The sequence below is a fragment of the Ralstonia edaphi genome (assembly GCF_958350185.1).
Taxonomy (GTDB): domain Bacteria; phylum Pseudomonadota; class Gammaproteobacteria; order Burkholderiales; family Burkholderiaceae; genus Ralstonia; species Ralstonia edaphi.
The window spans coordinates 396,213-418,681 of the sequence record NZ_CATWHI010000003.1 but is presented as its reverse complement, the minus strand read 5'-3'; the positions used below and the strand labels follow the sequence as shown (position 1 = coordinate 418,681).

Genomic DNA, 22,469 nt, shown 5'->3' with positions numbered 1-22,469 from the left:
ATCCGCTATGCTTGATCCATTACCTCGGACGCCATGACCTCGCTCGCTCCCCGCTTTGCCCGCTACCAGGCGCTGACGCTCGTCCAGCACGGCCCGATCCTCGAAATCGTGATGGGTGCGGCGCAGTCGGCCAACCGCAAGCTGTCCACCGCCGATGCCGGCCTGCACCGCGAGCTGGCGGAAATCTGGCGCGACGTGTCCGCCGAGCCGTCGGTGCGCGTCGCGCTGATCCGCGGTGAGGGCAAGGGCTTTTCGGCCGGCGGCGATCTGCATCTCGTCGAGCAGATGGCCGACGACTTCGAGGTGCGCACGCGCGTCTGGCACGAGGCGCGCGACCTCGTCTACAACGTCATCAACTGCGACAAGCCGATCGTCAGCGCCATGCACGGCCCGGCCGTGGGGGCAGGGCTGGTCGCCGGATTGCTGGCCGATATTTCGATCGCCGCCAAGGACGCACGCATCGTCGACGGCCACACGCGCCTGGGCGTGGCGGCGGGCGACCATGCCGCGATTGTCTGGCCGCTGTTGTGCGGCATGGCCAAGGCCAAGTATTACCTGCTGCTGTGCGAGTCCATGACGGGCGAGGAGGCCGAGCGCATCGGGCTGGTTTCGCTGGCCGTGCCCGAATCGGAACTCGTGAACCGCGCGTTCGAAGTCGCCGAGCGGTTGGCGGCCGGTTCGCAGACGGCGATCCGCTGGACCAAATATGCGCTGAACAACTGGCTGCGCATGGCCGGCCCAAGTTTCGATACGTCGCTGGCGCTTGAATTCATGGGTTTTGCGGGCCCCGACGTGCGCGAGGGCATTACGAGCCTGCGCCAGAAACGTCCGCCCACGTTCGACGGCGCGTGATTGAAGATGAAGACTCGCAAGCGCGCCCGACCCCCGACCGATTTGTAGGAGACACCATGTTCACCCAGATGCCCAATTTCGCCGAAGGCGGTTTTGAATTCCTGCGCAAGCTGTGGGGTGGCGGCTTTGCCGGCATGGCCGGTGGCGGCATGCCCAACATGGCAAGCTTTGCCGCGCCGCCGATGGATCTTGAGGAAATCGACAAGCGCATCCACGACCTGCGCGCCGTGGAGAGCTGGCTGCAACTGAACGCCAGCCTGCTGCGCACGGCAATCCAGGGCCTGGAAGTGCAGCGCGCCACGCTGGTGGCCTTGCAGACGTTCGGCTCCGCACTGTCGCCCGAGGCCATGAAATCTGCGTTCGACGGGCTGACGCCGGACGCGTCCTCGTCCGCATCGTCTTCCGACGAGGAATCCAAACCTGCCTGGCCGCACACCGCCGCCACGACCAAGCCGACCGAAGACGAACCGCCTGAAGACGCAGACGAGGCGGAAGAAGACACCGACGACGATCAGGCCGAAGCCCGCGCCGAGAATGCCCAGGCTCAAGCCCAGGCCGCTGCGCAGGCCCAAGCAGCCGCCCGCGCCGCCGCGGCCGCGCTTGACCCTTCACCGTGGTGGAACATGCTGCAGCAGCAGTTCAACCAGATCGCCAGCTCCGCGGCGGCGGCCATGCCGATGCCGCAGAACCTGATGCCGGGCTTCCCGGGCGGCTTCCCCGGGTTTGGCGGCGCCCCGGGCGCGGAAGGCCTGGATGCGGCACCGGAAGACATCGAAGGCACATCGGCGCCCGCCAAGCCCAAACGGGCAGCCGCTAAGTCGGCGCAGAAACCGGCCGCCAAGACGCCTGCAGGCAAGACGGCGAAGCCCGCCACCAAAAAGGCCGCTGCCAAGAAAACGCCCGCGAAATCTGCATCGCATAAACCCAACAACGACGCGCCCTGATCGATGTCGACAGACTGCACTGCACTCTTGATGATGGGCGGCGGCGCGCGTGCCGCCTATCAGGTCGGTGTGCTGCGCGGCATCGCAGGATTGGCGCGCGAGTATGCGCCGGATGTGGCGCGCACGCCGTTCGACGTCATTTGCGGGACATCGGCGGGCGCGATCAACAGTCTGGGCCTCGCACGGGGCGCGCAGGATTTCATGCTCGCTACCGAGGCGCTGACCCAGCTCTGGGGCAGCCTGCATGCCGATCGCGTCTATCGCACGGACGTCGGCCGCGTCGGCTCCAGCGGCGCGCGCTGGCTGACCGCACTGGCGTTCGGCTGGATGACCGGCCGCACGCCGCGCGCGCTGTTCGACAACACACCGCTGCGCGAGCTGCTTGAATCGCAACACGACGGTCAGCAGGTGCAGGCCGCATTCGACGCCGGAGCGCTGCGCGCGCTGGCCATCACCGCGCTGTCTTACACCACGGGGCGTCACGTCACGTTCTATCAATCGCCGCACGTCGTGCTGCCGTGGCGGCGGTCGCAGCGGATTGCGGTGTCGGATCAGATCGGCGTGTCGCACATGCTGGCGTCGTCGAGCATCCCGTTCGTCTTCCCGGCCGAGCCGGTGCCGCTCGAAGGGAACGACGAATGGTTCGGCGACGGCACGATGCGGCAGATGTCGCCGTTGAGCCCCGCCATTCATCTGGGCGCGAATCGCATTCTGGTGGTGGGTGCCGCGTCCCGCTCGCAGCCGGGCTGGTACGACACGGTACCGGCGTCGGGTTATCCGTCGCTGGCGCAGATTGCCGGGCAGGCGCTGGCGAGCATCTTTCTCGACGGGCTTTCGGCCGATATCGAGCGGCTGCAACACGTCAACGCCATGGTGGCCCGCAACCCCGAGATTGCCGACGCACGCGACGGCTGGCGCAAGATCGAGGTGCTGGTCATGGCGCCGTCCGAGCGCATCGAACTGATTGCCTCGCGCCACGTGCAGCGCCTGCCGGGCACGGTCCGCGCACTGCTCAAGCCGCTGGGCGGCACTGAGGCGCGGGGGGCGGCATTCGCCAGCTATCTGCTCTTTGAGCCGGAGTTCACGCAGGAATTGATCGACCTGGGCGAGCGCGATGTGCAGGCGCGCCGCGATGAGTTGGCGGCGTTCCTGTACGGCGCGATTCCGGATACGATGCGCGCAGCCTGATCAGCGCGACGAGCGTGTCGACGGTTCAGCCAGCAACGCGTCGATGCGCTTGATGAGCGCCGGGTCGCTCGGTTCGACGCTGCTCGGGAACATGGCCGCCACGCGGCCGGTGCGGTCCAGCAGGTATTTGTGGAAATTCCACTTGGGCGGCTGGCCCGTCTGCGTCGCCAGCCACGCATACAGCGGCGACGCGCTCGCCCCCACCACAGCCGTCTTCGAGAACATCGGAAACTTCACGCCATACGTGTTGTAGCAAAAGTCGGCGATCTGCTTGCTGTTGCCGGGTTCTTGCTGGAAGTCGTTGGACGGAAACCCCAGCACCGTCAGGCCCTTGTCACGGTACTTTGCGTACAGCGCCTCGAGCCCTTCGTATTGATGCGTGTAGCCGCAATAGCTCGCGGTGTTGACGACCAGCACGACGCGGCCGGCGTACTGGCAAAGGTCTTGTGGCGCGTCGTCCTGAAGGCGCTTGACGCGAAAATTCAGGCTGGCGGGGCAGGCACCTGCAGTGGCCGGCGCGTGTGCTGCAGGGGCGACGCCGGCCGTCGCAGCGTGCCCAGTGCGCGGCAGCAGCAACGCGATGACCGCAATGGCAATCGCAATGGCGATCATGAGCAGATGGTGCCGACGCAGGACGCCCGACGTGTGCAGTTGCAGGCGCGGACGACGTGCGGACGCGGTGGCAGAAAACAACATGGCGATCCTCCAAAAGCGGACGCTCAGCGGGCGAGCGGGAGTTTGTCTTCAGTCTAGGGTATAACGCGCCGGGGTCGCCCCATGTGGGATGTGCGGTATGCGTGGCGCGCCATCCGCCGCACGGATCGCTGCACTTTCTATACTGAAGAACTCGCCGGGCGATGACCCGGTCCGACACAAAAGACGGTGGCCGCGTGCTGCCGATCACATCGCGGTGTACCGCGAGACAACGCGCGACTGCGTCGTGCGTCAGGGGGTCGCCAAGCCACCTTGCAACTGTGGCATCGGCAGGCCTGTTGTCACGAGGAAACGGGCAGACACAGAACTTTGCTCGGGCAACCACGAAAAACAGGGCCCGGTCAAGCATGTCTGCTAGAATCCGCCTGCAAATTCAAAGGCTTACCATGCTCTATCCCGAATTGTTCAAGTCGTTGGAAGCGGTCCGCTGGAATATGGAAAAGGATATTCCGTGGGACACGTTCGATGCGTCGCTGCTGACCGACGCGCAAGCGCAGACCATCAAGATGAATGCCATCACCGAGTGGTCAGCCCTGCCGGCCACCGAGATGTTCCTGCGTGACAATCGTCACGACTCCGATTTTTCGGCCTTCATGAGCGTGTGGTTCTTTGAAGAGCAGAAGCACTCGCTGGTGCTGATGGAGTATCTGCGCCGCTTCCGTCCGGACCTCGTGCCGACCGAAGAAGAGCTGCACAACGTGCGCTTCGAATTCGATCCGGCTCCGCCGCTGGAAACGCTGATGCTGCACTTCTGCGGCGAAATCCGCCTGAACCATTGGTACCGCCGTGCCTCCGAATGGCACACCGAGCCGGTCATCAAGGCGATCTACAAGCATCTGTCGCAGGACGAAGCCCGCCACGGCGGCGCCTACCTGCGTTACATGAAGAAGTACCTCGGCCAGTTTGGCGACAGCGCGCGCAGCGCATTCGCCAAGATCGGCGTGCTGATGGCATCGGCGCGTCGCACCGAAAAGCCGCTTCACCCGACCAACCTGCACGTCAACAAGGCGCTGTTCCCGCAAGACACGGTGCAGTCGCGCCTGCCGAACCCGGATTGGCTGGAGCACTGGCTGGACGAGCAGATCAAGTTCGACGCCGGCTGGGAAAAGAAGGTCATCGAGCGCATCCTGCACAACATGGGCCTGCTGTTCGAGCGCACCTTCGAAACCGTGCAAGACCTGAACCGCTATCGCAAGGAACTGAACGCACGTCTGCTCGGCTCGGCCGAACAAGCTGCCTGATCCTTGCCACTGGCAGCAAGCGGCCCATCGATTCGATGGGCCGTTTTGTTTTCCACTCCGATTTCGCATTCGCCATGACCGCTCGCCAGCCCGCGCCCGCCTTTGAACAGAAGATCTGCGACGCCGCCGATGTGGAAGCCCGCGTGCGCGCCTTGCCGCGCCCCTTGGTCTTCACCAACGGCGTGTTCGACATCCTGCATCGCGGTCACGCCACGTATCTGGCGCAGGCGCGTGCGCTTGGCGCGTCGCTCGTGGTGGGCGTGAACACCGATGCGTCGGTGCGGATGCTGGGCAAGGGCGACGACCGCCCGCTCAACACACAGGACGATCGCCTGGCCGTGCTGGCCGCCCTCGAAGCGGTGAGTCTGGTGGTGTTGTTTGCCGAGCGCACGCCGGTCGAACTCATCAAGCGCGTGCGCCCTGACATCTACGTGAAAGGCGGCGACTACGACATCGATGCGCTGGAAGAAACGCGCGTGGTGCGCAGCTGGGGCGGCACGGCGCTGGCGATTCCATTCGAGCACGATCGCTCGACGACGGCGCTGCTCAAGCGCGTGCGCGCGACGTCTTGAGCGTTTAGCGCGATGCCGTGACCGCCGCGCAAGCGTGCAGGTCTTCGGCGCCCAGGGTCTTCTTCAGCGCGGCCAGCTGGGCTGCGACGCCCGAAGCCGCATCGGCGGTGGTGGTCACGCGCAGCGTGGTCTGCGCGCCAAGCCGGCGTGTTTGCGTGACCACGGCCGTGCGCACGTCCTTGGCGCGCAGTTCGTCCAGACGCTGCTGCGCGCGCTCCTTGTCGCGGAACAGGCCCAGCGACACCACAAACGTATTGCCTTCCTGCACGATGGCTGAATCCGCCACGTTGCGGCGCTTGAGTTCGGCCACCTTGCGATCGGCGTCGTCGCGCGTGTCGCGGGCCGGCATGTGGACCCACCAGCGGTTGTCTTCCTGCCGCGTGATGCGCTCAACCTGCACGCCGGGCAGCTGCTTGATCTGATCGAGGCCGCGCGTGGCCTGTGCTTCGGTCAGGCCGCCGAGTTCGGTGCAGCTGCCGCCGCTGTCAGCGGTGGTGGCGGTGGACAGAGCCGTGCGTTCGATGTTGGCCTGTGGGCCCGACGCGGCAGGCGTGGAAGCGGCTGACGACGAGCCCGGCGCCGATTTGGGTACGCCGCCGGCTGGGGCAGAAGCGGGTGCCGGCTCGAGAATGCGGATCTCTTCGGTACGGATCTGGCGGCGCATGCGGTCAGGCTCGCGCTCGCTTTCGAACCACGCCTTGGACACTTCGGGCCCGAACACGCCGGTATTGGCCGCGAGCAGAACGCCGTTGACGAGCAGCAGGAGCAGCAGGGCGAGGCGAAGCGTCATGGTGCGAACGGACGTGGATTCGGACGGTGGTTCGGAATGCAGGAACACAGCAGCAACGGTAAGACGTCAGACGAAGACAGCGCGGCCAAGTGAGACTACGCCAGCGTCGCGGCACCTTCCCGGCTCGCGCGCGCCAGCACCTGCAGGCCAAGCAGCACGAGATTATCGTGCATCTGGAACGGCATGCGCAGATGCGGCCCCAGCGCAGCGCGCGCCCCGCCGCTCAGCACGCAGCGTGCCGGCCCGGGATGCTGCTTTTGCAGTGCCATCCACGTCTGCGCAATCGCGCCCGCCTGCGCGATGACGCAGCCCAGCGCGATGGCGTCCTGCGTGTTGTCGGCCCAGGGCGGTGCCACGACGTCGCCCGCGCTCAGGTAGCTGACATCGACTTCGGGCAACTGCGCCGTGTTGCGGGACAGCGCGCGCATCATCAATGTGAGGCCGGGCAGGATCAGGCCACCGGCAAACAGGCCATCCGGCGTGACGATGTCGAGCGTAGTGGCGGTGCCGGCCGTCACGAGCAGAAGGGCGGTGTCGGGCCACAGATGGCGGGCGCCGACCGCGCCGACCCATCGGTCAGTGCCGAGCTGCGACGGGTCGCGATACCCATTGCGCAGGCCAGCGGTGGCGTCTTCCGATGCCGCAATGCGCACGCGCGCGCCGTCGAACACGCGGGCGATGCGCGCGGTGAGTGCATCGCGCAGTGCCGGACCGGCCACCGCGCTGATCCACACCTCGGGCGGCGCAACGCCGGCGGCGTGGCAATCGCGCCAGTCTTCCACCAGTTCGGCCAATCGATCGTGCGCGCGGGCGCCGGCATGCTGCCAGGGCGTGCCGCCGGGCTCCTCCGGCAGGGCGAGTTCGGCATCGGCACCACCGGCAATCCACGCCCATTTGATGCGCGTATTGCCCGCGTCGATCAGCAACAGCGGACGGGCGGGGGCGGCGTGCGCGGCAGAGGCCTTCAGGCGTGTCATGGCTGCTCCGCGTCTGCGCTGCGCAAGGAAACCTCGCCGCTGTGGACCCACTGCACCCGTCCACCGGATTCGATCGCCAAGCGGCCTTGCGCGTCGATGCCATGCGCCACGCCTTCGAGCACCACGGTGCCGTCCTGCCACAGGCGCACGCGTTCGCCGGCAAAGGCATCGCGGGCGGCAAACGGCGCCACGAACGGCGCCAGGCCCTGTGCGCCGAAGCGCTGCAGGTATTCACCGAGCGTCGTGAGCAGCGCCGAGAACACGGCGTTCGGTTCCGGCGCATCCACCAGTTCTTCCACGCCCGACAGGCCGCGGCCGAGCGTGGTCTCCAACACGCGTGGCCGTTCCAGGTTCAGGCCGATGCCGACGACGGCCCAGGTCTGGCCCGGTTCCTTGCGCACGGTCTCGACCAGGATGCCGGCCAGCTTGCGCCCGGCGATCTGCACGTCGTTGGGCCATTTGAGGCCGAGCGCCTGTCCGCTGCCGCCCCGCGCTTCCGCGTATCCAGCCACGGCGTCGGCCACGGCCACACCCAGGGCTAGGCTCAGGCCGCCGAGTTGCGCAGGCTCACCGGCAAAGGCGCAGGCGACGGAGAAGGTCAGGCCGTGGTCGCCTCCCCATGGGCGCCCCTGGCGGCCGCGTCCTGCCGTCTGGCGCTGCGCGGCAAGCACGCGGGCGCCGAGCAGCGGCGCAGTGCCGGCCTGGCCGCGAATCGCCGTGTTGGCGGGCCACGGGGCCTCGCGCACCGCGGCCATCAGATCTGCGCTGGTGGAGCCGGTGGTTTCAACCACATCGACAGGCCAGCCGGCAGCCGGGCCGCTGGGCTGGATACGCTCGCGCGCAAGGCGCCACCGCGCGGAGGGTTCGGCAAGAGACATAAAAAACGGGCGATCAGGTTCGCGCTAAGAATGCGCGCATTGTACGAGCAGCGTTGCAAACACGGGCCCGGCGCTTGCTTCAAGCGACGCAGAGGCCTCACAGTGTGGCAGCCAGTGTGACAGCGTTTGGCGGCGCGTTGGCTACAATTCGACCGATATCCGGCATCACCGCTTACGGAGAACCGTTTGATCACCTGCCGTACACCGCAGCTCGAGGTACGCGTTGTCGATGGACGTTCCGTCGCCTTTCTCTCCGGCGACTGGACCACGCTTGCCTTGGCCGAACGCGCCGGCGTGCGCGGCGCGCGCCAGCAGATCCGCGCCGGGCTGGACAACGCCAACGCGTGGTGCCTGACTGAAGTCGGCCGGATCGACCACTTTGGCGCGCAACTGCTCTGGCGCGCGTGGGGCAACCAGTGGCCCGAACACCTGGACGCCCGGCCCGACCAGCGTCGCATGCTCGATCGCGTTGCCAAGCTCGACCCGGGCGGCTGGAAGCAGCGCCTGGCCCCGCGCATGAACCCCCTGGCGATCCTGGGCGAAGGCATGCTCGAGTTCTTCGATCATGCCCGCGACGGCATCGCCATGGTCGGGCAGCTGGTGTTCGACTTCGGCAGGTTCCTGCGTGCGCCGCATCGCGGGCCCTGGCGCGAGATCTCCGCGAACATCTACAGCACCGGTTACAAGGCGCTGGGCATCACGGCGCTGGTCGGCTTCCTGATCGGCATCGTGCTGAGCTACCTGTCGGCCAACCAGCTGCGCGTATTCGGGGCCAGCATCTTCATCGTCAACATTCTGGGGATGGCCATCATCCGCGAGCTTGGGCCGGTGCTGGCGGCGATTCTGGTGGCGGGGCGTTCGGGCTCGGCCATCACGGCGCAGATCGGCGTGATGCGGGTGACCGAAGAGCTGGATGCGATGCGCGTGATGGGCATCTCGCACGGCTTCCGGCTGATCCTGCCCAAGGTGATTGCGCTGGCGATCGCCATGCCGCTGCTTGTCGCGTGGACGGATCTGCTCGCGCTGGCGGGCGGCATTCTGGCGGCCAAGTTCCAGCTCGATATCAGCCCGACGTATTTCATCACTTCGTTGCCCGATGCGGTGCCGGTGGCCAACCTGTGGCTCGGCATCGGCAAGGGCGTGGTGTTCGGCATGCTGATCGCGCTGGTGGCGTGCCACTTCGGCTTGCGCATCCAGCCCAATACACAGAGCCTGGGCGAAGGCACGACCACGTCGGTGGTGGTGTCGATCACCATCGTCATCCTGGCAGACGCGGTGTTCGCCATCCTCTTCAAGGACGTCGGGATATGACGCGGCCCCGCCATCCTCACATCGAGCACGCAGCGGCGCCGGCGGCAATCACGCCCGCGCGCGAACGCGTGATTGAAGTGCGCAGCGTCACCAAGCGCTACGGCAAGGTGACCGTGCTCGACAACATCGATCTGGACGTGTTTCGCGGCGAGGTGCTTTCCATCGTCGGCGGGTCGGGCAGCGGCAAGACGACGTTGCTGCGCCAGGTGGTGGGGCTGGAGAAACCCACCTCCGGCACGATCCACATCTTTGGCGAAGAACTGACCTGCCAGGTCGGCAACGATCTGCAGTCGATGCGCAACCGCTGGGGCATGCAGTTCCAGCATGGCGCGCTTTTTTCGGCGTTGTCCGTGATCGACAACGTGGCGTTGCCGATGCGCGAGTTGCGCACGCTGCCCGATGCGTTCATCCAGCGCGTGGCGATGCTGAAGCTGCAGATGGTCGGGCTCAAATCCACCGATGCCGACAAGATGCCGTCGGACCTGTCGGGCGGGATGATCAAGCGCGTGGCGCTGGCGCGGGCGTTGTCGCTGGAGCCCGAGCTGGTGTTTCTGGACGAGCCGACGGCCGGGCTGGATCCGCGCGCGTCGGACGATTACGTCGCGCTTATCCGCGAGTTGCGCCAGGAACTGGGCTTGACCGTGGTGATGGTGACGCACGATCTCGACACGCTGGTGGCACTGTCCGACCGCATTGCCGTGCTGGCGGATCGCAAGGTGCTGGCGGCCAAGCCGCTGGACCAGATCATTCAGATCGATCATCCGTTCATCAAGGAATACTTCCTCGGTGAACGGGGCAAACGGGCCCTCATGGCGCTGGGCCCGCAGATGACGGAGGCGGTGGCTGCAGCCTCGCTTTCGACGCAGGAGGATTGATGGAAAACAAGGCCCACGCATTCCTGGCCGGGCTGTTCACGATCGGGCTGGTCATCTTCATCGGCCTGGCCGTCATGTGGTTCAACCGCGACCAGACGGTGCGCTTGCCGTACGACGTCGTCACGCGTTCGACCGTCAACGGACTCAACCCGCAAGCTTCTGTGAAGTACCGCGGGCTGGACGTCGGCAAGGTCGACAGCATCCGCTTTGACGACAAGGTGCCGGGGCAGATCGTCGTGCGCGTGCTGGTCGACAAGGATGCGCCCATCACCACCACCACGTACGGCCGACTGGCCTATCAGGGCGTGACGGGTCTCGCCTATGTTCAGCTTGACGACCGCGGCTTCGACAACAGCCAGCGCGCGCCTAACCCGACGCACCTCGCTACATCAGACAAGAACCCCGCGCGCATCCGCATGGAAGCCGGCTTCCTCGACGAGCTGGACAAGCGCGGCGACCAGATGCTTTCCAAGCTCGATCAGACGCTCAGCTCGCTGTCGATCATGTTTGACGACGAGCATCGCCAGCAGGTCACCGCGTCGCTGCAATCGTTCCAGAAGACGATGGACGCCTACAGCACGCTCGCACAGCAGGCTGAACCGACCATGCGCCGCCTGCCGCAGATTGCCGACAACCTCGATTCCACGCTGGTGGCCACGCGCAAGCTCACGCAGTCGCTGTCGGATCCGAAGGGGCCGTTGATGACGACGCTTTCCGGTGCCGGCACGGATCTGACGGCGGCAACGCAGTCGATGCAATCCGCCGCCAATGTGCTGACGTACGAAACGCTGCCGCAGCTCAATGGCTTTGCGCGTGAGGCCCGCCAGGCCGTGCGCGGCTTCGATCATGCCGTGACCGACTTCAACGCCCGGCCGCAAAGCGTGCTGTTTGGCCCCGCACCCGCCGCGCCCGGCCCCGGTGAAACGGGCTTTACCGCACCCGCCGCCCGCGCTTCGGCCCAGCCCTGAGGAGAGTCCATGCCGATGTTGTCTGCTGTGTTCCGCCGCGCGCACGCGCTGCCTGCGCTGATGGCGCTGTCGCTCCTGGCAGCCTGCTCGAGCGCGCCCGTGGCGCCCGCTGCCCTGTATGACTTTGGGCTCGCGCCGGCCGCAAGCGCTGGCGCGCGCCTGCCCACCGCCCTGCGTGTGGCCGACGTGGCCGGCCCGGGCTGGATGGACGGCAACGCCATCTATTACCGCCTTGCGTATGCGCAAAGCCAGCGCACCGACGTCTACGCCAACAGCCGCTGGGTGGAATCGCCCGTCAACCTGTTCGAGGCGCGTCTGCGCAACGCGGCGGCCGCGCGCGGCCAAGTGGTGGGCTATCCCACGCCCGATGTGCCGAGCTTGCGCGTCGAGCTGGTCGACTTCTCTCAGGTGTTCGACAGGCCCGAAGCCAGCCGCGGCGTGGTGCGGTTGCGAGCGACGGTGTCGCTGGCGCGCGGCGTGATCGATCAGCGTGTAGTGCAGGCCGATGCCCCGGCGCCCAGCCCTGATGCAGCGGGTGGTGTGGCGGCACTGACGCAGGCGTCGGACAAGGCCATCGGCGAGGTGCTGGACTGGGTGGCCGGCTTGCCGCTGGCGGCGTCGACCTCTGCCGGGCCCGCAACGCCGGGGGCGGCATTCGGTACGCGCCGGCGTTGATCTCCCGACCTCTCAACCGGACGGAGGAACCATCCGTGATGCGCGGCATCGGACGCTATCATGGGCGGCTTCTTCCGGGCACGTCCGCCCCTCCTTTTCGATTGCAGCTTCTCCGGTGACGGACTTCCACTCGCAACCCGCCGCGCCCACCTCGCATCGTCACTCGCCGCTTGCGCGCGCCGGGCTGGGGTGGTTCGTGCTGCTGGTTGTCTACGCAAGCCTGTATCCGTTTGCGGGCTGGACAGACACCGGCGTGTCGCCGTTTGCCTTCCTCAGCGCACCGCTGCCGCGCTACAACACCGGCTTCGACCTGCTCACCAACGTGTGGGGCTACATGCCGCTGGGCATGCTGACGGTGCTGGCGCTGCATCCGCGCATCACGGGGTGGCGCGCGGTGTTGCTGTCGCTGCTGGCGGGGCTGGTGCTTTCCGGCGCGATGGAGGCGATCCAGACCTATCTGCCCACGCGCGTGTCCTCCAATGTCGATCTGGCGACGAATACGCTGGGCTCCTTGCTCGGCGGCATCGTCATGCTGCCGTTTTCAGCGCGGCTCATCGACCGGGGCGGACTGCGCCGTCTGCGCCGCCGCTGGTTCGAGCCGCATGCGACCTTTGCAATCCTGCTGATGCTGGTGTGGCCGTTCGCGCAGATCTTTCCGCAGGAATTCCTCTTCAGCATGGGCGGGGTGATCCGCAGCATCCTGCTCGATCCATCGCCGGATGCGTTTGTGGTCAACCTCGTCAACGGCTGGTTTCCGGAGCTGTTCGACTGGCAGGACAAGCTGACGGCGCACCCGGAAGCACTGCAGCGCCAGGAACTGCTCGAAGCGCTCATCACGGCTTGCAGCTGGATCGGCACCGGGTTGCTGGCCAGCGTGGCCATGCGCCGCGGCGCGCCGATGCTGCGCCTGCTGGCTGCGCTGCTGGCCGGGGCGCTGCTGGTGAAGGCGGGGGCGACGGTGCTGCAGTTTCCGCTGGGCGGCGCGTGGGATTGGCTTTCGTCCGGCGCGCGTTTTGGGTTGGTCGTCGGCTCGCTGGTGCTGGTGCTGCTGGTGCGGCTGCCGCGCTGGCTGCGTGGTGCGCTGGCCATGGCCCTGCTGATCGCGCTGATCATCCTGTCCAACGTGCTGCCGCCGAGCCCGTATTCGTGGGTGTCGGCGCAGAGCTGGCGGCTTGGGCGCTTCGTCCATTTCAACAGCCTGTCGCAATGGATCGGCTGGCTGTGGCCGTTTCTCGGCCTGGGCTATCTGGCCTGGCGCGCCGAGCAGACACAGCTGCAGCGGCGCGCCGGACGTCAGGCGCGTTGAGCGCGCGCCGCAGCCGATGCCGCATGTGGTGAGGCTGCGCGCCGGACTGCGAGCAGCGCAACCAGTGCCGCAAGGTACACCGCCGCCATGGCGAAAAATCCAGCGCGCCATCCAAACACCCCCGTCGATACCGCCGCCACGCCCAGGCCGATGAGCGCACCACCCTTGGCTGCGCTGCTGCACAATCCCAACGCAAAACCTTGACGATCTTCCGGGCTGGTTTCAGCGACCAGGCTGTTGAGGACCGGCAGCAGGCCGCCCAGGCACAGGCCCCAGGCCAGGCGCGCGGCGATGAAGCCAGCTTCCCCTTGCGCAACGCCTTGCCAGAGCGCGGTGACGCCGCAGACTGCCGTCAATGCGCACACGCGCCCCAGCGTGACATGCACGGGCAGTCCCGCAAACCGCTTTGCCCACCAGCGCGCAGACAGCGCCAGCGTCGCGGCCGTGGCGCTGTAGGCGAGACCGGCCAGCATCACCGAGCCATGCAGCGTCTCGGTGATGTACGGCGCGAGAAAGCCCTGCGGCATGACGCGCGCCGCCTGCACGGCGACCATGCCGAGCAGCAAGCCGACCACCAGGCCGCCCAACGGGGCATGCCGTGCTTGCGACGTCTCGGCGGCTCGTTTTGCTGTGTTGCGCGGAGCGGGGGCAATCCCTGGCAAGCAGAACATCGCCAGCGGAATGCACGCCAGGATGACGAGCGCGCCTGCCGTGTTCGCCATCCGGAAACCCATCCACGCGACGAGCCACGCACCAACCGGCGGCGCCATGAAGCTGCCGCATGCCGTGACGGTTTGCAGATCGGCGAAGACGCGGCGGCGCATGTCAGGCGGCGCCACGCGCATCGCATAGATTTGCGCGGCCGCCAGGAAGCCCGCCAGCCCGCCTTGGACCGTACGCGCCAACAGCACGCTGGCCGCCGAGTCTGCATAGACGGACCACAGCTGTGACGCCGCCAGCGCGACCAGCGCCCGCAGGATCATCGGCTTGGGTCCGACACGGTCGGCGAGGCGCCCCCACCATGGCGCGGTGACGAGCGTGGCCGCCATCGGTGCAAAGTAGGCTGCACTGGCCACCCACGCGAACGGCACCGCCGGCAACGGCGTCAGTTCACGCAGAAACAGCGGCCAGAACGGGCCCGTCATCTCCATGGCGCCCATCGAAAGGGCCTGGATGACAAGGAGCCACCGGATGGCGCTGCGCCACGTGTGGACGGGCGTTGCCGGGCTCATGCTCGGTCCGCTGCGCCCAGTGGGTTGGGCAGCGCGGCGTGCATGTCGTCGGACTGGTCGCGCAGACGCATGCGGACAAACGTCTTGAACGTCCACGGCGCTTCCAGCAGCGAGTGGCGTTCGTGCGACCACGTGTCGGCATTCATGGTGGTGCGGTTCGCCTCGAACACGGCGTGCATGGCATCACGCCATTGGCGCAGCCCGGCCGTGCTGCCGTGGTCCGGGAACAGCCCCAGCGCCAGTTCACCGATATGGCACAGCAGGAAGGCGTGGATCAGCTTCTTGCGCGGAATGTCCCGATCGGGATACGTGGTGTGGCCGGCGCGGAACGGCGTGATCGAGAAGCCTTGCGCCTGCAGCGTTGGCAACGCGATCTTCACGTCGCCAAAGTCGCGCACCACCAGCCGCACCGGCATGCCGGCCGCGTCGATGACGACGAAGGTGTTCTGCTGATGCGCCTCCAGCGCAATGCCGTAACGCAGGTAGAGGCCGACGATGGCCGGAATGGCGACGCGCAGGTATGCCTCGAAGAAACGTTCGGCCCGCTCGGCGCGGGTGCCGCCGGCCTGGCGCGCCAGCACGGTATCCAGCAGCATCGGCGCCGCTGCCTGCGTCATGTCGGCGGTGAAGTCCGGCGTGAAGAGCGCGCCGACCGGCAGCAGCCGCTGGTTGCCGGCAATGCGCGTGGTCGGGTTGTCGCGCACGATCATCGAGAGATGGCGCGCGCGCTCATCGTCGGTGCCGGCCAAGTGGATGCCGTGGCGTTCCGGCACGATCGACAGGACGCTCGCCAACGCGGCGTCGTTCGCGAGGATGCGTTCGAGCAGCGCGCTCACGCGCGGGCCCATCACGGCCGATTTGGGCGACACGGTGCGCTCGACGCTCGTCAGCCGCATGCTCACGGGCAGCTTGAGCATGGGGCCGCCCGGCGCGTTCGTCGCGGCCACCGTGCGGAATGACATCGTTGGCCGGGCGGCGATGCTGATGTCCGGCAGGCGGATCAGTTCGCCTGCGGCAAATTCCGCGGCGAAGGTCTCGCCGAGTGTCGTGTCGCGCTGCCAAGGGTGAACGGGCAGCGGCAGCCACGCTTCGGGTGCGAGCTGACTTGCCAGCAGGGCTTTGCGAAACGCCGCCATGGCGTCGGGGAAGGTCGCCGCGAACCAGTCGGCGTACGGCTGCACATCGTCCATCGTCGTGATCTGCAGACGATGCGCCGCCACGGCCACCAGGCCGAGCGGCACCTGTGCCTCGAATTCGGGGGAGAGCGCGATGACCTGCTCAGGCGCGAGCCCCAGCCGTGTCTTGTACGCCGGATGCCACGGGTGGCCGCCGGTGCCCCATTGCTCGGTACGCGCCAGGGCGTGCGGCGTGCCGTCGCCGCAGAGCAAGGCCAACGCGTCTTGCGACGCCGCGGCGCGGTGCTCGGCAGCCAGACGCTCGCCCCAGGCGAGCCGATAGGCTTGGCAGAGCGTGTCGTTGTCCTGGCTGTTGTCCAGTTCCGTCGCGAGCCGGGCAATGGCGGCGAGGCGAGGGGCGTCGGCGGCATCGCCCATGTCGAGCATGGGCGTGAGCCAGTGGAGCAGGGCGGAGGGGCGCTCGATGGCCATGGGCGGGCGACCGTGCGCCAGGACAGCGACGTCGCCCGTCAGCGTCCAGCTACCGAGCGCGCCCGGCCGCAAGCCGGTGAAGCGCAACAGCACACGCTGCTGCCAGATCGGCAGCAAGGTCACATCGGCGCGTGTATCGGCGATGAGTTGGTCTGCGCTGAGCAGCGCTTCACGAAACAGCGCCTGCAACAGGCGCGACAGCACCCGGCGGCGTGCCAACTGCTGCGCTGCCGACCAATGTTCGGCCTGCACGCCGGCGTCGCGCAGCGCGGGAATGGATTCAAGACGGAGGTTGCCGGCCGCGGCGGCAGCAGATGCGGTTTCGGTGTGGGCGGCGGTATCAGATCGACGTTGCACGAGGGCTCCTACGGGACATGAGCGTGTGCAGGCGAGCGGGGCTCGGCCCTGCAGCACAGGGGGTCCAGATGTAGGGGCCGCGTCAGAGGCAGGCGGGAATGCAAGGCTCCTGTGAGGAAGCTGCAAGCGAGGGTCGTTCTTCTAGGTATGTACGCAATGCGAGCAGCGGGTCTGCTGCGAAGGCGCCATTTGGTGCGCTGCAGTGTAGATGAGAATTATTCGCACTTGCAACACTATTCCATCAATCTATGGATCGCGCGTGACGGAGTCGGCGCGTGGCGTCTTCACGTAACCGACATGAATCCTTTCTACCTTAGCGCGTGGTGAGCAAACGCCGCGCGCTGCACAGTCCGGCTTGCTGAAGTCATCAGGAGGTCATCTGTGTTTGCGTACCGAAAAGCCGGCGCCGCCCTGTCTGCGTCGTCGCCTGAGGCCGTTGTCCCGCGACACGGCTTGGCGTCAGCGCTCGCCGATACCGTCGATTGACTTGCTCACTGCGTGCAATCAGTCGCCGCCCCGTGTTGTCCCCCCCCCACTCCCCCCAACCCCAAAACACTCAGACATCAGGACGAAAACATGACCTCCAACAGTCGCCGTGGTTTTCTCCGTTCCGCTGCCCAGTTGGCTGCTGCTTCCGCAGCCATGGGCGCGGTGCCCGAAGGCATTCGCCAGGCGCTGGCGATTCCCGCCCATAACACGCACCGCACGATCGAAGACGTGCAGCACATCGTGATCCTCATGCAGGAAAACCGCTCGTTCGACCATTACTTCGGCACGCTGCGTGGCGTGCGCGGGTATGGCGATACGCGCACCGTCACGCTGCCGACCGGCAAGAGCGTGTGGCATCAGCCGATGGCCGGTGGCGTGGGTGAAGTGCTGCCGTTCCGCCCGAGCGCGCCCGATCTGGGCCTGCAGTTCCTGCAAGACCTGCCGCACGGCTGGAACGACACGCACCTTGCCGTCAACGGCGGCCGTTACGATGGCTGGGTCCCGCACAAGGGCACCACGACGATGGCCTACCTGACGCGCCAGGACATTCCGTTCCACTATGCGCTGGCCGACGCCTTCACCATCTGCGACGCCTATCACTGCGCGACGCCTACGTCGACCGACCCGAACCGCTACTACATGTGGACCGGCTATGTCGGCAACGACAACGTCGGCGGCGGCCCCGTGATCGACAACGCTGAAGCCGGCTACGGCTGGTCGACGTATCCGGAGGTGCTCGAAGCCGCCGGCATCTCGTGGAAGATCTACCAGGACATCGGCACGGGCCTGGACGCCGCGGGCTCCTGGGGCTGGACGAGCGACGCCTACATCGGCAACTACGGCGACAACTCGCTGCTGTACTTCAAGCAATACCAGAATGCACAGCCCGGCAGCCCGCTGTACGACAAGGCGCGCACCGGCACCAACGCAGCAGCCGGCGACGGCTACTTCGACATCCTCAAGCGCGACGTGCAGAACGGCACGCTGCCGCAGGTGTCGTGGATTGCCGCGCCGGAAGCGTTCTCCGAGCATCCGAACTGGCCGGCCAACTACGGTGCCTGGTACATCGATCAAGTCTTGCAGGTCCTGACCTCCAACCCCGAGGTGTGGAGCAAGACCGCGGTGTTCATCACCTACGACGAGAACGATGGTTTCTTCGACCACCTCGTCCCGCCGTTTGCATCGTCGGGCAGCAATGGCCTGTCGACGGTCGACACCACGGGCGAATACTTTCCGGGCAACAGCACGTACGGCGCCGGCAGCTACGGCCTGGGCCAGCGCGTGCCGATGCTCGTGGTGTCGCCGTGGTCCAAGGGCGGCTTCGTGTGTTCGGAAACGTTCGACCACACGTCGATCATCCGTTTCATCGAGCAGCGCTTCAAGCGCACGCACAACGTGCGCTCGCCCAACATCTCGAAGTGGCGTCGCGCCGTCTGCGGCGATCTGACGTCGGCGTTCAACTTCGCCACGCCCAACGAGGTGGTGCCCGCGCTGCCGAGCACTGCCGCCTACGTGCCGAAAGACAAGCTGCGCCACGCCAGCTACGTGCCGCTGCCCCCGCTGGTGCAGGCCGTGCCGAAGCAGGAAGCCGGCGTGCGCCCATCGCGTGCGCTGCCGTACGAACTGTTCGTGCGCGGCCGCCAGGACGAAGCCGCCGGCAAGTTCCAACTGGAATTCGTGAACACCGGGGACCTGGGCGCCGCCTTCCTCGTCTACACCGCCGGCAGCACGGACGCACCGCGCACCTACACGGTCGAGGCGGGCAAGCGCCTGTCGGACAAGCTGGCCGTCAACGCAGGCGGCGCGTATGACTTCACGGTCCACGGCCCGAACGGCTTCCTGCGCCGCTTTGTCGGCAAGCTCACGCTGTCGGGCCTGCTGCGTCCGCATGGCCGTGCGCTGGAAGTGAAGGAAGGCTACGACGTGGCCAACGGCAACCTGCAACTGCGTCTCATCAACCGCGGCCGCGCGTCTACCGTCTTCACCATCAAGAGCGCCTACACGGGCGAGAGCGTGCAACGCGAAGTGCGCGGCGGTGACGATGCGGCGGTGTACCTGGACCTGCGCGGCCAGCACGCCTGGTACGACGTGACCGTCACGGCCAGCAGCGATGCCGGCTTCGAGCGTCGCCTTGCCGGCCACGTTGAAACCGGCCGTGTCAGCGCGTCCGATCCGGCGCTGAGCGCATAAGCGACACCCAAGCAAAACGGCCCGCTGGCAAGTCACGCCAGCGGGCCGTTTTTTTCCTTGCGACGCTCAGCGTCAGAGTTGTTTCGTGTACGTGCGTGCCTGATACAGCGCCAGCGCGCTCAGCCCGACGATCACCACGATCGCCAGGACGTCGGCAAACGGATAGCCCCAATACTGCGTCATTGCGTGGTCTCCTTCGATTCGAGGTCGAGCAGGCCGGTGTCGGCCATGCGTTGACGGCCAAACTCGGTGATGGCGTAGCGGAAGTGCACCTTGTTGGTGGCTTCGTCGAGCTGGTCTTCGGGTGTTTGCACCAGGCCTCCGGAGTACAGGTCTGCGAGGATGGCGCGGATGCTGCCCGTCCAGTACTCGTCTTCGGGTTTGCCGTATTCGATGCAGGTGCGATGGGCGATTTCGCTGTCCCACAGCATGTCGCTGCCCGCGAGCAGTTGCAGGATGTAGCCCTTCATGTGCAGTTTCATGCGTGCGTCTCCGTGGTTACAGGTGCCGCGCCGCCGCGGATGACTTCCAGGTTTTCCGCGCTTTCCGACACCATCACGAAGCCGCCAAAGATCACCAGCGCCAAGCCGATCAGGAAGTACCACTCCGGAAACTGCAGCGTGAAGATGGCCGTGAAGAGGGTCGCGAACATTGCGTAGAACGCGCCGAGCGCCTGTCCGCGTCCCACGCCGATCAACGGGAACGACTTGTACCAGGCGACTGCGCAGAACGAGAAGGTGAGGCCGCCCACGACCAGCCACAGCAGCGCCTTGCTATGGACGATGCCCGAGGCAATCTCCGTCACGGGCACCGGCACATGCACGAACAACGCGATGGCCGGCAGGATGAAGACGACCCAGTAGATGGCCTCGGCGGTGTAGCGGATGGAGACGCCGCAGTCGGGGTCCGTCACGTCCATGGCGCGGCCGACGATCGCGCCTTCCAGGCCCCAGCCGATGGCGGCCATGGCGCCACCGAGATAGCCGATCCACTGATGGCTGCCGCTGTGCGATTCGGCCATCAGTGCCGGCGCGTAGATCGCCACGCCGCCCAGGATGATGATGGCGATACCCACCGCCGCCCGTGCGCTGATGCGCTCGTTGTACCAAAGCTTGGCCACTGTCGCGCCCACCACCGGATACAGCAGTCCCGCCACGGCCGCAAACACGGCGCCCACATAGCCCATCGCGAGATACGAGCCGAAGTTGGCCATCAGTCCGCCCACGACCGCCGCAATGAAGTACCAGCGGGAGATCTTGCGGAATTGGCCGAGGGTGCGGAAGTAATCCCCCAGCTTGCCGAGCGAGCCGAGCCACACCCACTGGAAGACCGTCACCATGACGCTATGAAACGCCGTGATGACCGCTGCGCAGACGAGGAAGACGCGCGGGTCGGAAAGGTCCATCGCGGCGAAGGGGGATTCATGCCAGACGGCCGTGCCGGGCACGTACCAAGCGCCCCACAGGATGGCGGCCCATAGGGCCCAGCGGTAGCCCCACTGCAGCGTGCGTTGATGATGGGCCGCGCGAGCGGCGGAGGAAGAAGCCAAACCGATCTCCTTGTTCTGTACGCATCAGACCCCAAAAAACCGGGGTGACGCTTTAATTACTGGAGGTTGATAAATTAACTATAAGTTTTTTGGAGTCTATGCCGGCCCTCCAGGCATGCCGGAAAAAATCGCAATGATTGACGGGATTGTCAGAAGTTGACGTCTGCGACGTCGGGGGTGTGCCGTGGGCTACGAGGCGCCCGCCTCGGGCACGGTGTCGACCACGGTAATCAGATGCAGCGGTGCGTCCGTAGCTGTATCGCGCGCCAAGGACGTGGTGATCCGCGCCAGTACGGCAGAGCCATCCCCGCGTACCAACTGCAGCGATAGCGCATACGTTGGTACCGTGCCGGCGAGCAACTCACCGTATAGGCGCAGGTGGCGGGCCAGGTCGTTGCGGTGTGTGAGGTCGAGCAGCGTGCGTTGCTGCAGCGCTGTTTCGGACTGGCCCAGCAGCGTGCAAAGCCACGGGTTGGCGCGCAGGCAGCGGCCTTCCAGACTGACCTGCGCGATGCCGACGGGCACCTGTTCGAACAACGTCCGCAGCTTGGCCTCGCTGTCGCGGAAGGCGGCTTGGGCTTCCACTTCAGCGGTGATGTCCTGCGCCGCGCCGATCATCGTGGGCGTGGCGGCTGACGGGTCTTGCGCTTCGCCTTCTTCACGAAGATGGCGGTGCGAACCGTCGGGAAGGGTGATGGTGTATTCAACGCGATACGGTTGGCGCGATGCCACGGCGCGGTCCAGCACGGCCTGCACGCGGGGGCGATCGGCGGGAACGATGGCCTCCAGATAGCGCGCCATCGTCACGGGTGTGGATTGCGGCGCCCAGCCGAAGATGCGGTAAGCCTCGTCCGTCCATCGGCAGGCATCGGTGCCCGGTTCCCAGAGCCAGCTGCCGAGGTGGGCGATCTGCTGCGCCTTGGCCAGCAACGCTTCCGAATCGCGCAACGCGGCTTCGGCGGTGTGGCGCTCCGTGGTGTCCAGGCTCAGGCCGATCATCTTGACCGGGCGGTCCTGCGCATCACGCACGAGCGTTGCCCGTGAGACGATCCAGCGGACCACGTCCGGCGCCGGCGCAATGCGGAATTCATGCTCGTAGACGCCGCCCGCGCTGAGGTTCTGCGAGACCGCGGCCCGCACGCCGGGCACGTCTTCGGGAAGCACGCATTGCCAAAAATCGTCCAGCGTCCGGATCGGCCGGCCAAAGAGGCGCGCGGCATTCGGTGAATACGCGACCGCGTCGGTCAACAGGTTCCACTCCCACGTGACCACGCCGGAAATCTCCTGCGCGAAGGTCATGCGCGCCTCGCTTTCCATGATGGCCGCGATGTGTTTCTGGCGGCCTTCGCGGGCGCGGGCGTCGGTGGCCAGGCTGGCTTCCAGATCGGCGAGGGCGCGATCGCCGTAGCGCAGCCACAGCCAATTCACGTTCAGGAAGCGGGCCAATGCCAGCAGGTTGGCGTATTCGATCTCGCCGCCACGCGTCCATTTGTGGACCGCCGACGGCGACACGCCGAGTGCCGCCGCCACTTGCTTGAGCTGGATGCGGCCGCGTGTGAGCACGCCTTTGAGGCGGCCGGCAAAGCTGTCGTCATCGATGGGGCCGTCGGGCGGCGGAAGTGCTGCGGCGGTCATGGGGCGGATTTACTGGCAGTGATTCCCAAGAGTATAGCGCGTTAAAAATAGTCAAAATTTATCGAAATTCGTCATCGTTAGGCCATAACGATTGGCCTGACGCAACTAATTTTTCCTAG

General features: G+C 66.5%; 20 protein-coding genes. 11 read left to right on the top strand and 9 right to left on the bottom strand.

Annotated features, from left to right (window positions below):
• Positions 1-33: 33 nt before the first annotated feature.
• From R2669_RS12395 to R2669_RS12385, 3 genes are read left to right on the top strand one after another with little or no spacing between them, the layout of a single operon-like run.
• Positions 34-852 (top strand): enoyl-CoA hydratase/isomerase family protein, encoded by an 819-nt coding sequence (locus R2669_RS12395; RefSeq protein ID WP_316900349.1) that lies wholly within the window; start codon positions 34-36, stop codon positions 850-852.
• Between the two features lie 56 nt (positions 853-908).
• Entirely contained in the window at positions 909-1,796 is an 888-nt protein-coding gene (locus R2669_RS12390; protein ID WP_316900347.1) for a PhaM family polyhydroxyalkanoate granule multifunctional regulatory protein, read from the top strand.
• Positions 1,797-1,799: 3 nt separating this feature from the next.
• A complete protein-coding gene (locus tag R2669_RS12385; RefSeq protein WP_316900345.1) occupies positions 1,800-2,984 on the top strand; it encodes a patatin-like phospholipase family protein in 1,185 nt (394 codons plus the stop codon).
• Here R2669_RS12385 and R2669_RS12380 read toward each other — a convergent pair whose 3' ends face one another.
• A complete protein-coding gene (locus R2669_RS12380) occupies positions 2,985-3,680 on the bottom strand; it encodes a glutathione peroxidase (RefSeq protein ID WP_316900343.1) in 696 nt (231 codons plus the stop codon). It lies immediately after the preceding gene.
• Positions 3,681-4,084: 404 nt separating this feature from the next.
• Here R2669_RS12380 and R2669_RS12375 point away from each other — a divergent pair, with 404 nt between their 5' ends.
• Positions 4,085-4,939: a ferritin gene (locus tag R2669_RS12375; RefSeq protein WP_004633768.1), complete on the top strand. Its 855-nt coding sequence runs from the start codon at positions 4,085-4,087 to the stop codon at positions 4,937-4,939.
• A 74-nt stretch (positions 4,940-5,013) separates the two neighbouring features.
• Entirely contained in the window at positions 5,014-5,511 is a 498-nt protein-coding gene (gene rfaE2 / locus R2669_RS12370; protein ID WP_027678400.1) for a D-glycero-beta-D-manno-heptose 1-phosphate adenylyltransferase, read from the top strand.
• Positions 5,512-5,515: 4 nt separating this feature from the next.
• On the opposite strand, the gene R2669_RS12365 is transcribed toward rfaE2, so the two are convergent.
• From R2669_RS12365 to R2669_RS12355, 3 genes are all read right to left on the bottom strand, one after another.
• Positions 5,516-6,301, bottom strand: coding sequence for an SPOR domain-containing protein (locus R2669_RS12365; protein ID WP_316888728.1), 786 nt, complete (start codon positions 6,299-6,301; stop codon positions 5,516-5,518).
• Positions 6,302-6,396: 95 nt separating this feature from the next.
• On the bottom strand, positions 6,397-7,278 hold the full coding sequence (locus R2669_RS12360; RefSeq protein ID WP_316888726.1) for a type III pantothenate kinase: 882 nt from the start codon (positions 7,276-7,278) through the stop codon (positions 6,397-6,399).
• The gene (locus tag R2669_RS12355; protein WP_316900341.1) at positions 7,275-8,156 is read right to left on the bottom strand and encodes a biotin--[acetyl-CoA-carboxylase] ligase; all 882 of its coding nucleotides are present in this window, start codon (positions 8,154-8,156) and stop codon (positions 7,275-7,277) included. The genes R2669_RS12360 and R2669_RS12355 overlap by 4 nt, the downstream gene beginning before the upstream one ends.
• A gap of 186 nt (positions 8,157-8,342) precedes the next feature.
• Between R2669_RS12355 and R2669_RS12350 the strand changes: the two genes are divergently transcribed.
• The 5 genes from R2669_RS12350 (at position 8,343) to R2669_RS12330 (ending at position 13,291) form a co-directional block, all read left to right on the top strand.
• The gene (locus R2669_RS12350) at positions 8,343-9,467 is read left to right on the top strand and encodes an MlaE family ABC transporter permease (protein ID WP_316900339.1); all 1,125 of its coding nucleotides are present in this window, start codon (positions 8,343-8,345) and stop codon (positions 9,465-9,467) included.
• Positions 9,464-10,342 carry an ABC transporter ATP-binding protein gene (locus tag R2669_RS12345; protein ID WP_316900336.1) on the top strand — a complete coding sequence of 293 codons (879 nt, stop codon included), beginning with the start codon at positions 9,464-9,466 and terminating at the stop codon, positions 10,340-10,342. The genes R2669_RS12350 and R2669_RS12345 overlap by 4 nt, the downstream gene beginning before the upstream one ends.
• The gene (locus tag R2669_RS12340) at positions 10,342-11,310 is read left to right on the top strand and encodes an MlaD family protein (protein ID WP_316874909.1); all 969 of its coding nucleotides are present in this window, start codon (positions 10,342-10,344) and stop codon (positions 11,308-11,310) included. Before R2669_RS12345 ends, R2669_RS12340 begins: the two co-directional genes overlap by 1 nt.
• A 9-nt stretch (positions 11,311-11,319) precedes the next feature.
• Positions 11,320-11,985 (top strand): ABC-type transport auxiliary lipoprotein family protein, encoded by a 666-nt coding sequence (locus R2669_RS12335; RefSeq protein ID WP_316900334.1) that lies wholly within the window; start codon positions 11,320-11,322, stop codon positions 11,983-11,985.
• 115 nt (positions 11,986-12,100) lie between these two features.
• The gene (locus tag R2669_RS12330) at positions 12,101-13,291 is read left to right on the top strand and encodes a VanZ family protein (RefSeq protein ID WP_316900332.1); all 1,191 of its coding nucleotides are present in this window, start codon (positions 12,101-12,103) and stop codon (positions 13,289-13,291) included.
• Here R2669_RS12330 and R2669_RS12325 read toward each other — a convergent pair.
• The gene (locus R2669_RS12325) at positions 13,279-14,523 is read right to left on the bottom strand and encodes a rhizoferrin export MFS transporter (protein ID WP_316900329.1); all 1,245 of its coding nucleotides are present in this window, start codon (positions 14,521-14,523) and stop codon (positions 13,279-13,281) included. The genes R2669_RS12330 and R2669_RS12325 overlap by 13 nt on opposite strands.
• Positions 14,520-16,487 carry an NRPS-independent rhizoferrin synthetase gene (locus R2669_RS12320; protein ID WP_316900328.1) on the bottom strand — a complete coding sequence of 656 codons (1,968 nt, stop codon included), beginning with the start codon at positions 16,485-16,487 and terminating at the stop codon, positions 14,520-14,522. The genes R2669_RS12325 and R2669_RS12320 overlap by 4 nt, the downstream gene beginning before the upstream one ends.
• Positions 16,488-17,063: 576 nt before the next feature.
• Between R2669_RS12320 and R2669_RS12315 the strand changes: the two genes are divergently transcribed.
• Positions 17,064-19,166: a phosphocholine-specific phospholipase C gene (locus R2669_RS12315; RefSeq protein ID WP_316900326.1), complete on the top strand. Its 2,103-nt coding sequence runs from the start codon at positions 17,064-17,066 to the stop codon at positions 19,164-19,166.
• A 179-nt stretch (positions 19,167-19,345) separates the two neighbouring features.
• Here R2669_RS12315 and R2669_RS12310 read toward each other — a convergent pair whose 3' ends face one another.
• The 3 genes from R2669_RS12310 to R2669_RS12300 form a co-directional block, all read right to left on the bottom strand.
• Positions 19,346-19,648 (bottom strand): hypothetical protein, encoded by a 303-nt coding sequence (locus R2669_RS12310; RefSeq protein ID WP_147214000.1) that lies wholly within the window; start codon positions 19,646-19,648, stop codon positions 19,346-19,348.
• Complete coding sequence (locus R2669_RS12305; RefSeq protein ID WP_316900324.1) at positions 19,645-20,715, bottom strand: DMT family transporter; 1,071 nt, start codon at positions 20,713-20,715, stop codon at positions 19,645-19,647. The genes R2669_RS12310 and R2669_RS12305 overlap by 4 nt, the downstream gene beginning before the upstream one ends.
• Positions 20,716-20,904: 189 nt before the next feature.
• Positions 20,905-22,350 carry a PAS domain-containing protein gene (locus R2669_RS12300; RefSeq protein WP_316900322.1) on the bottom strand — a complete coding sequence of 482 codons (1,446 nt, stop codon included), beginning with the start codon at positions 22,348-22,350 and terminating at the stop codon, positions 20,905-20,907.
• Positions 22,351-22,469: the final 119 nt, after the last annotated feature.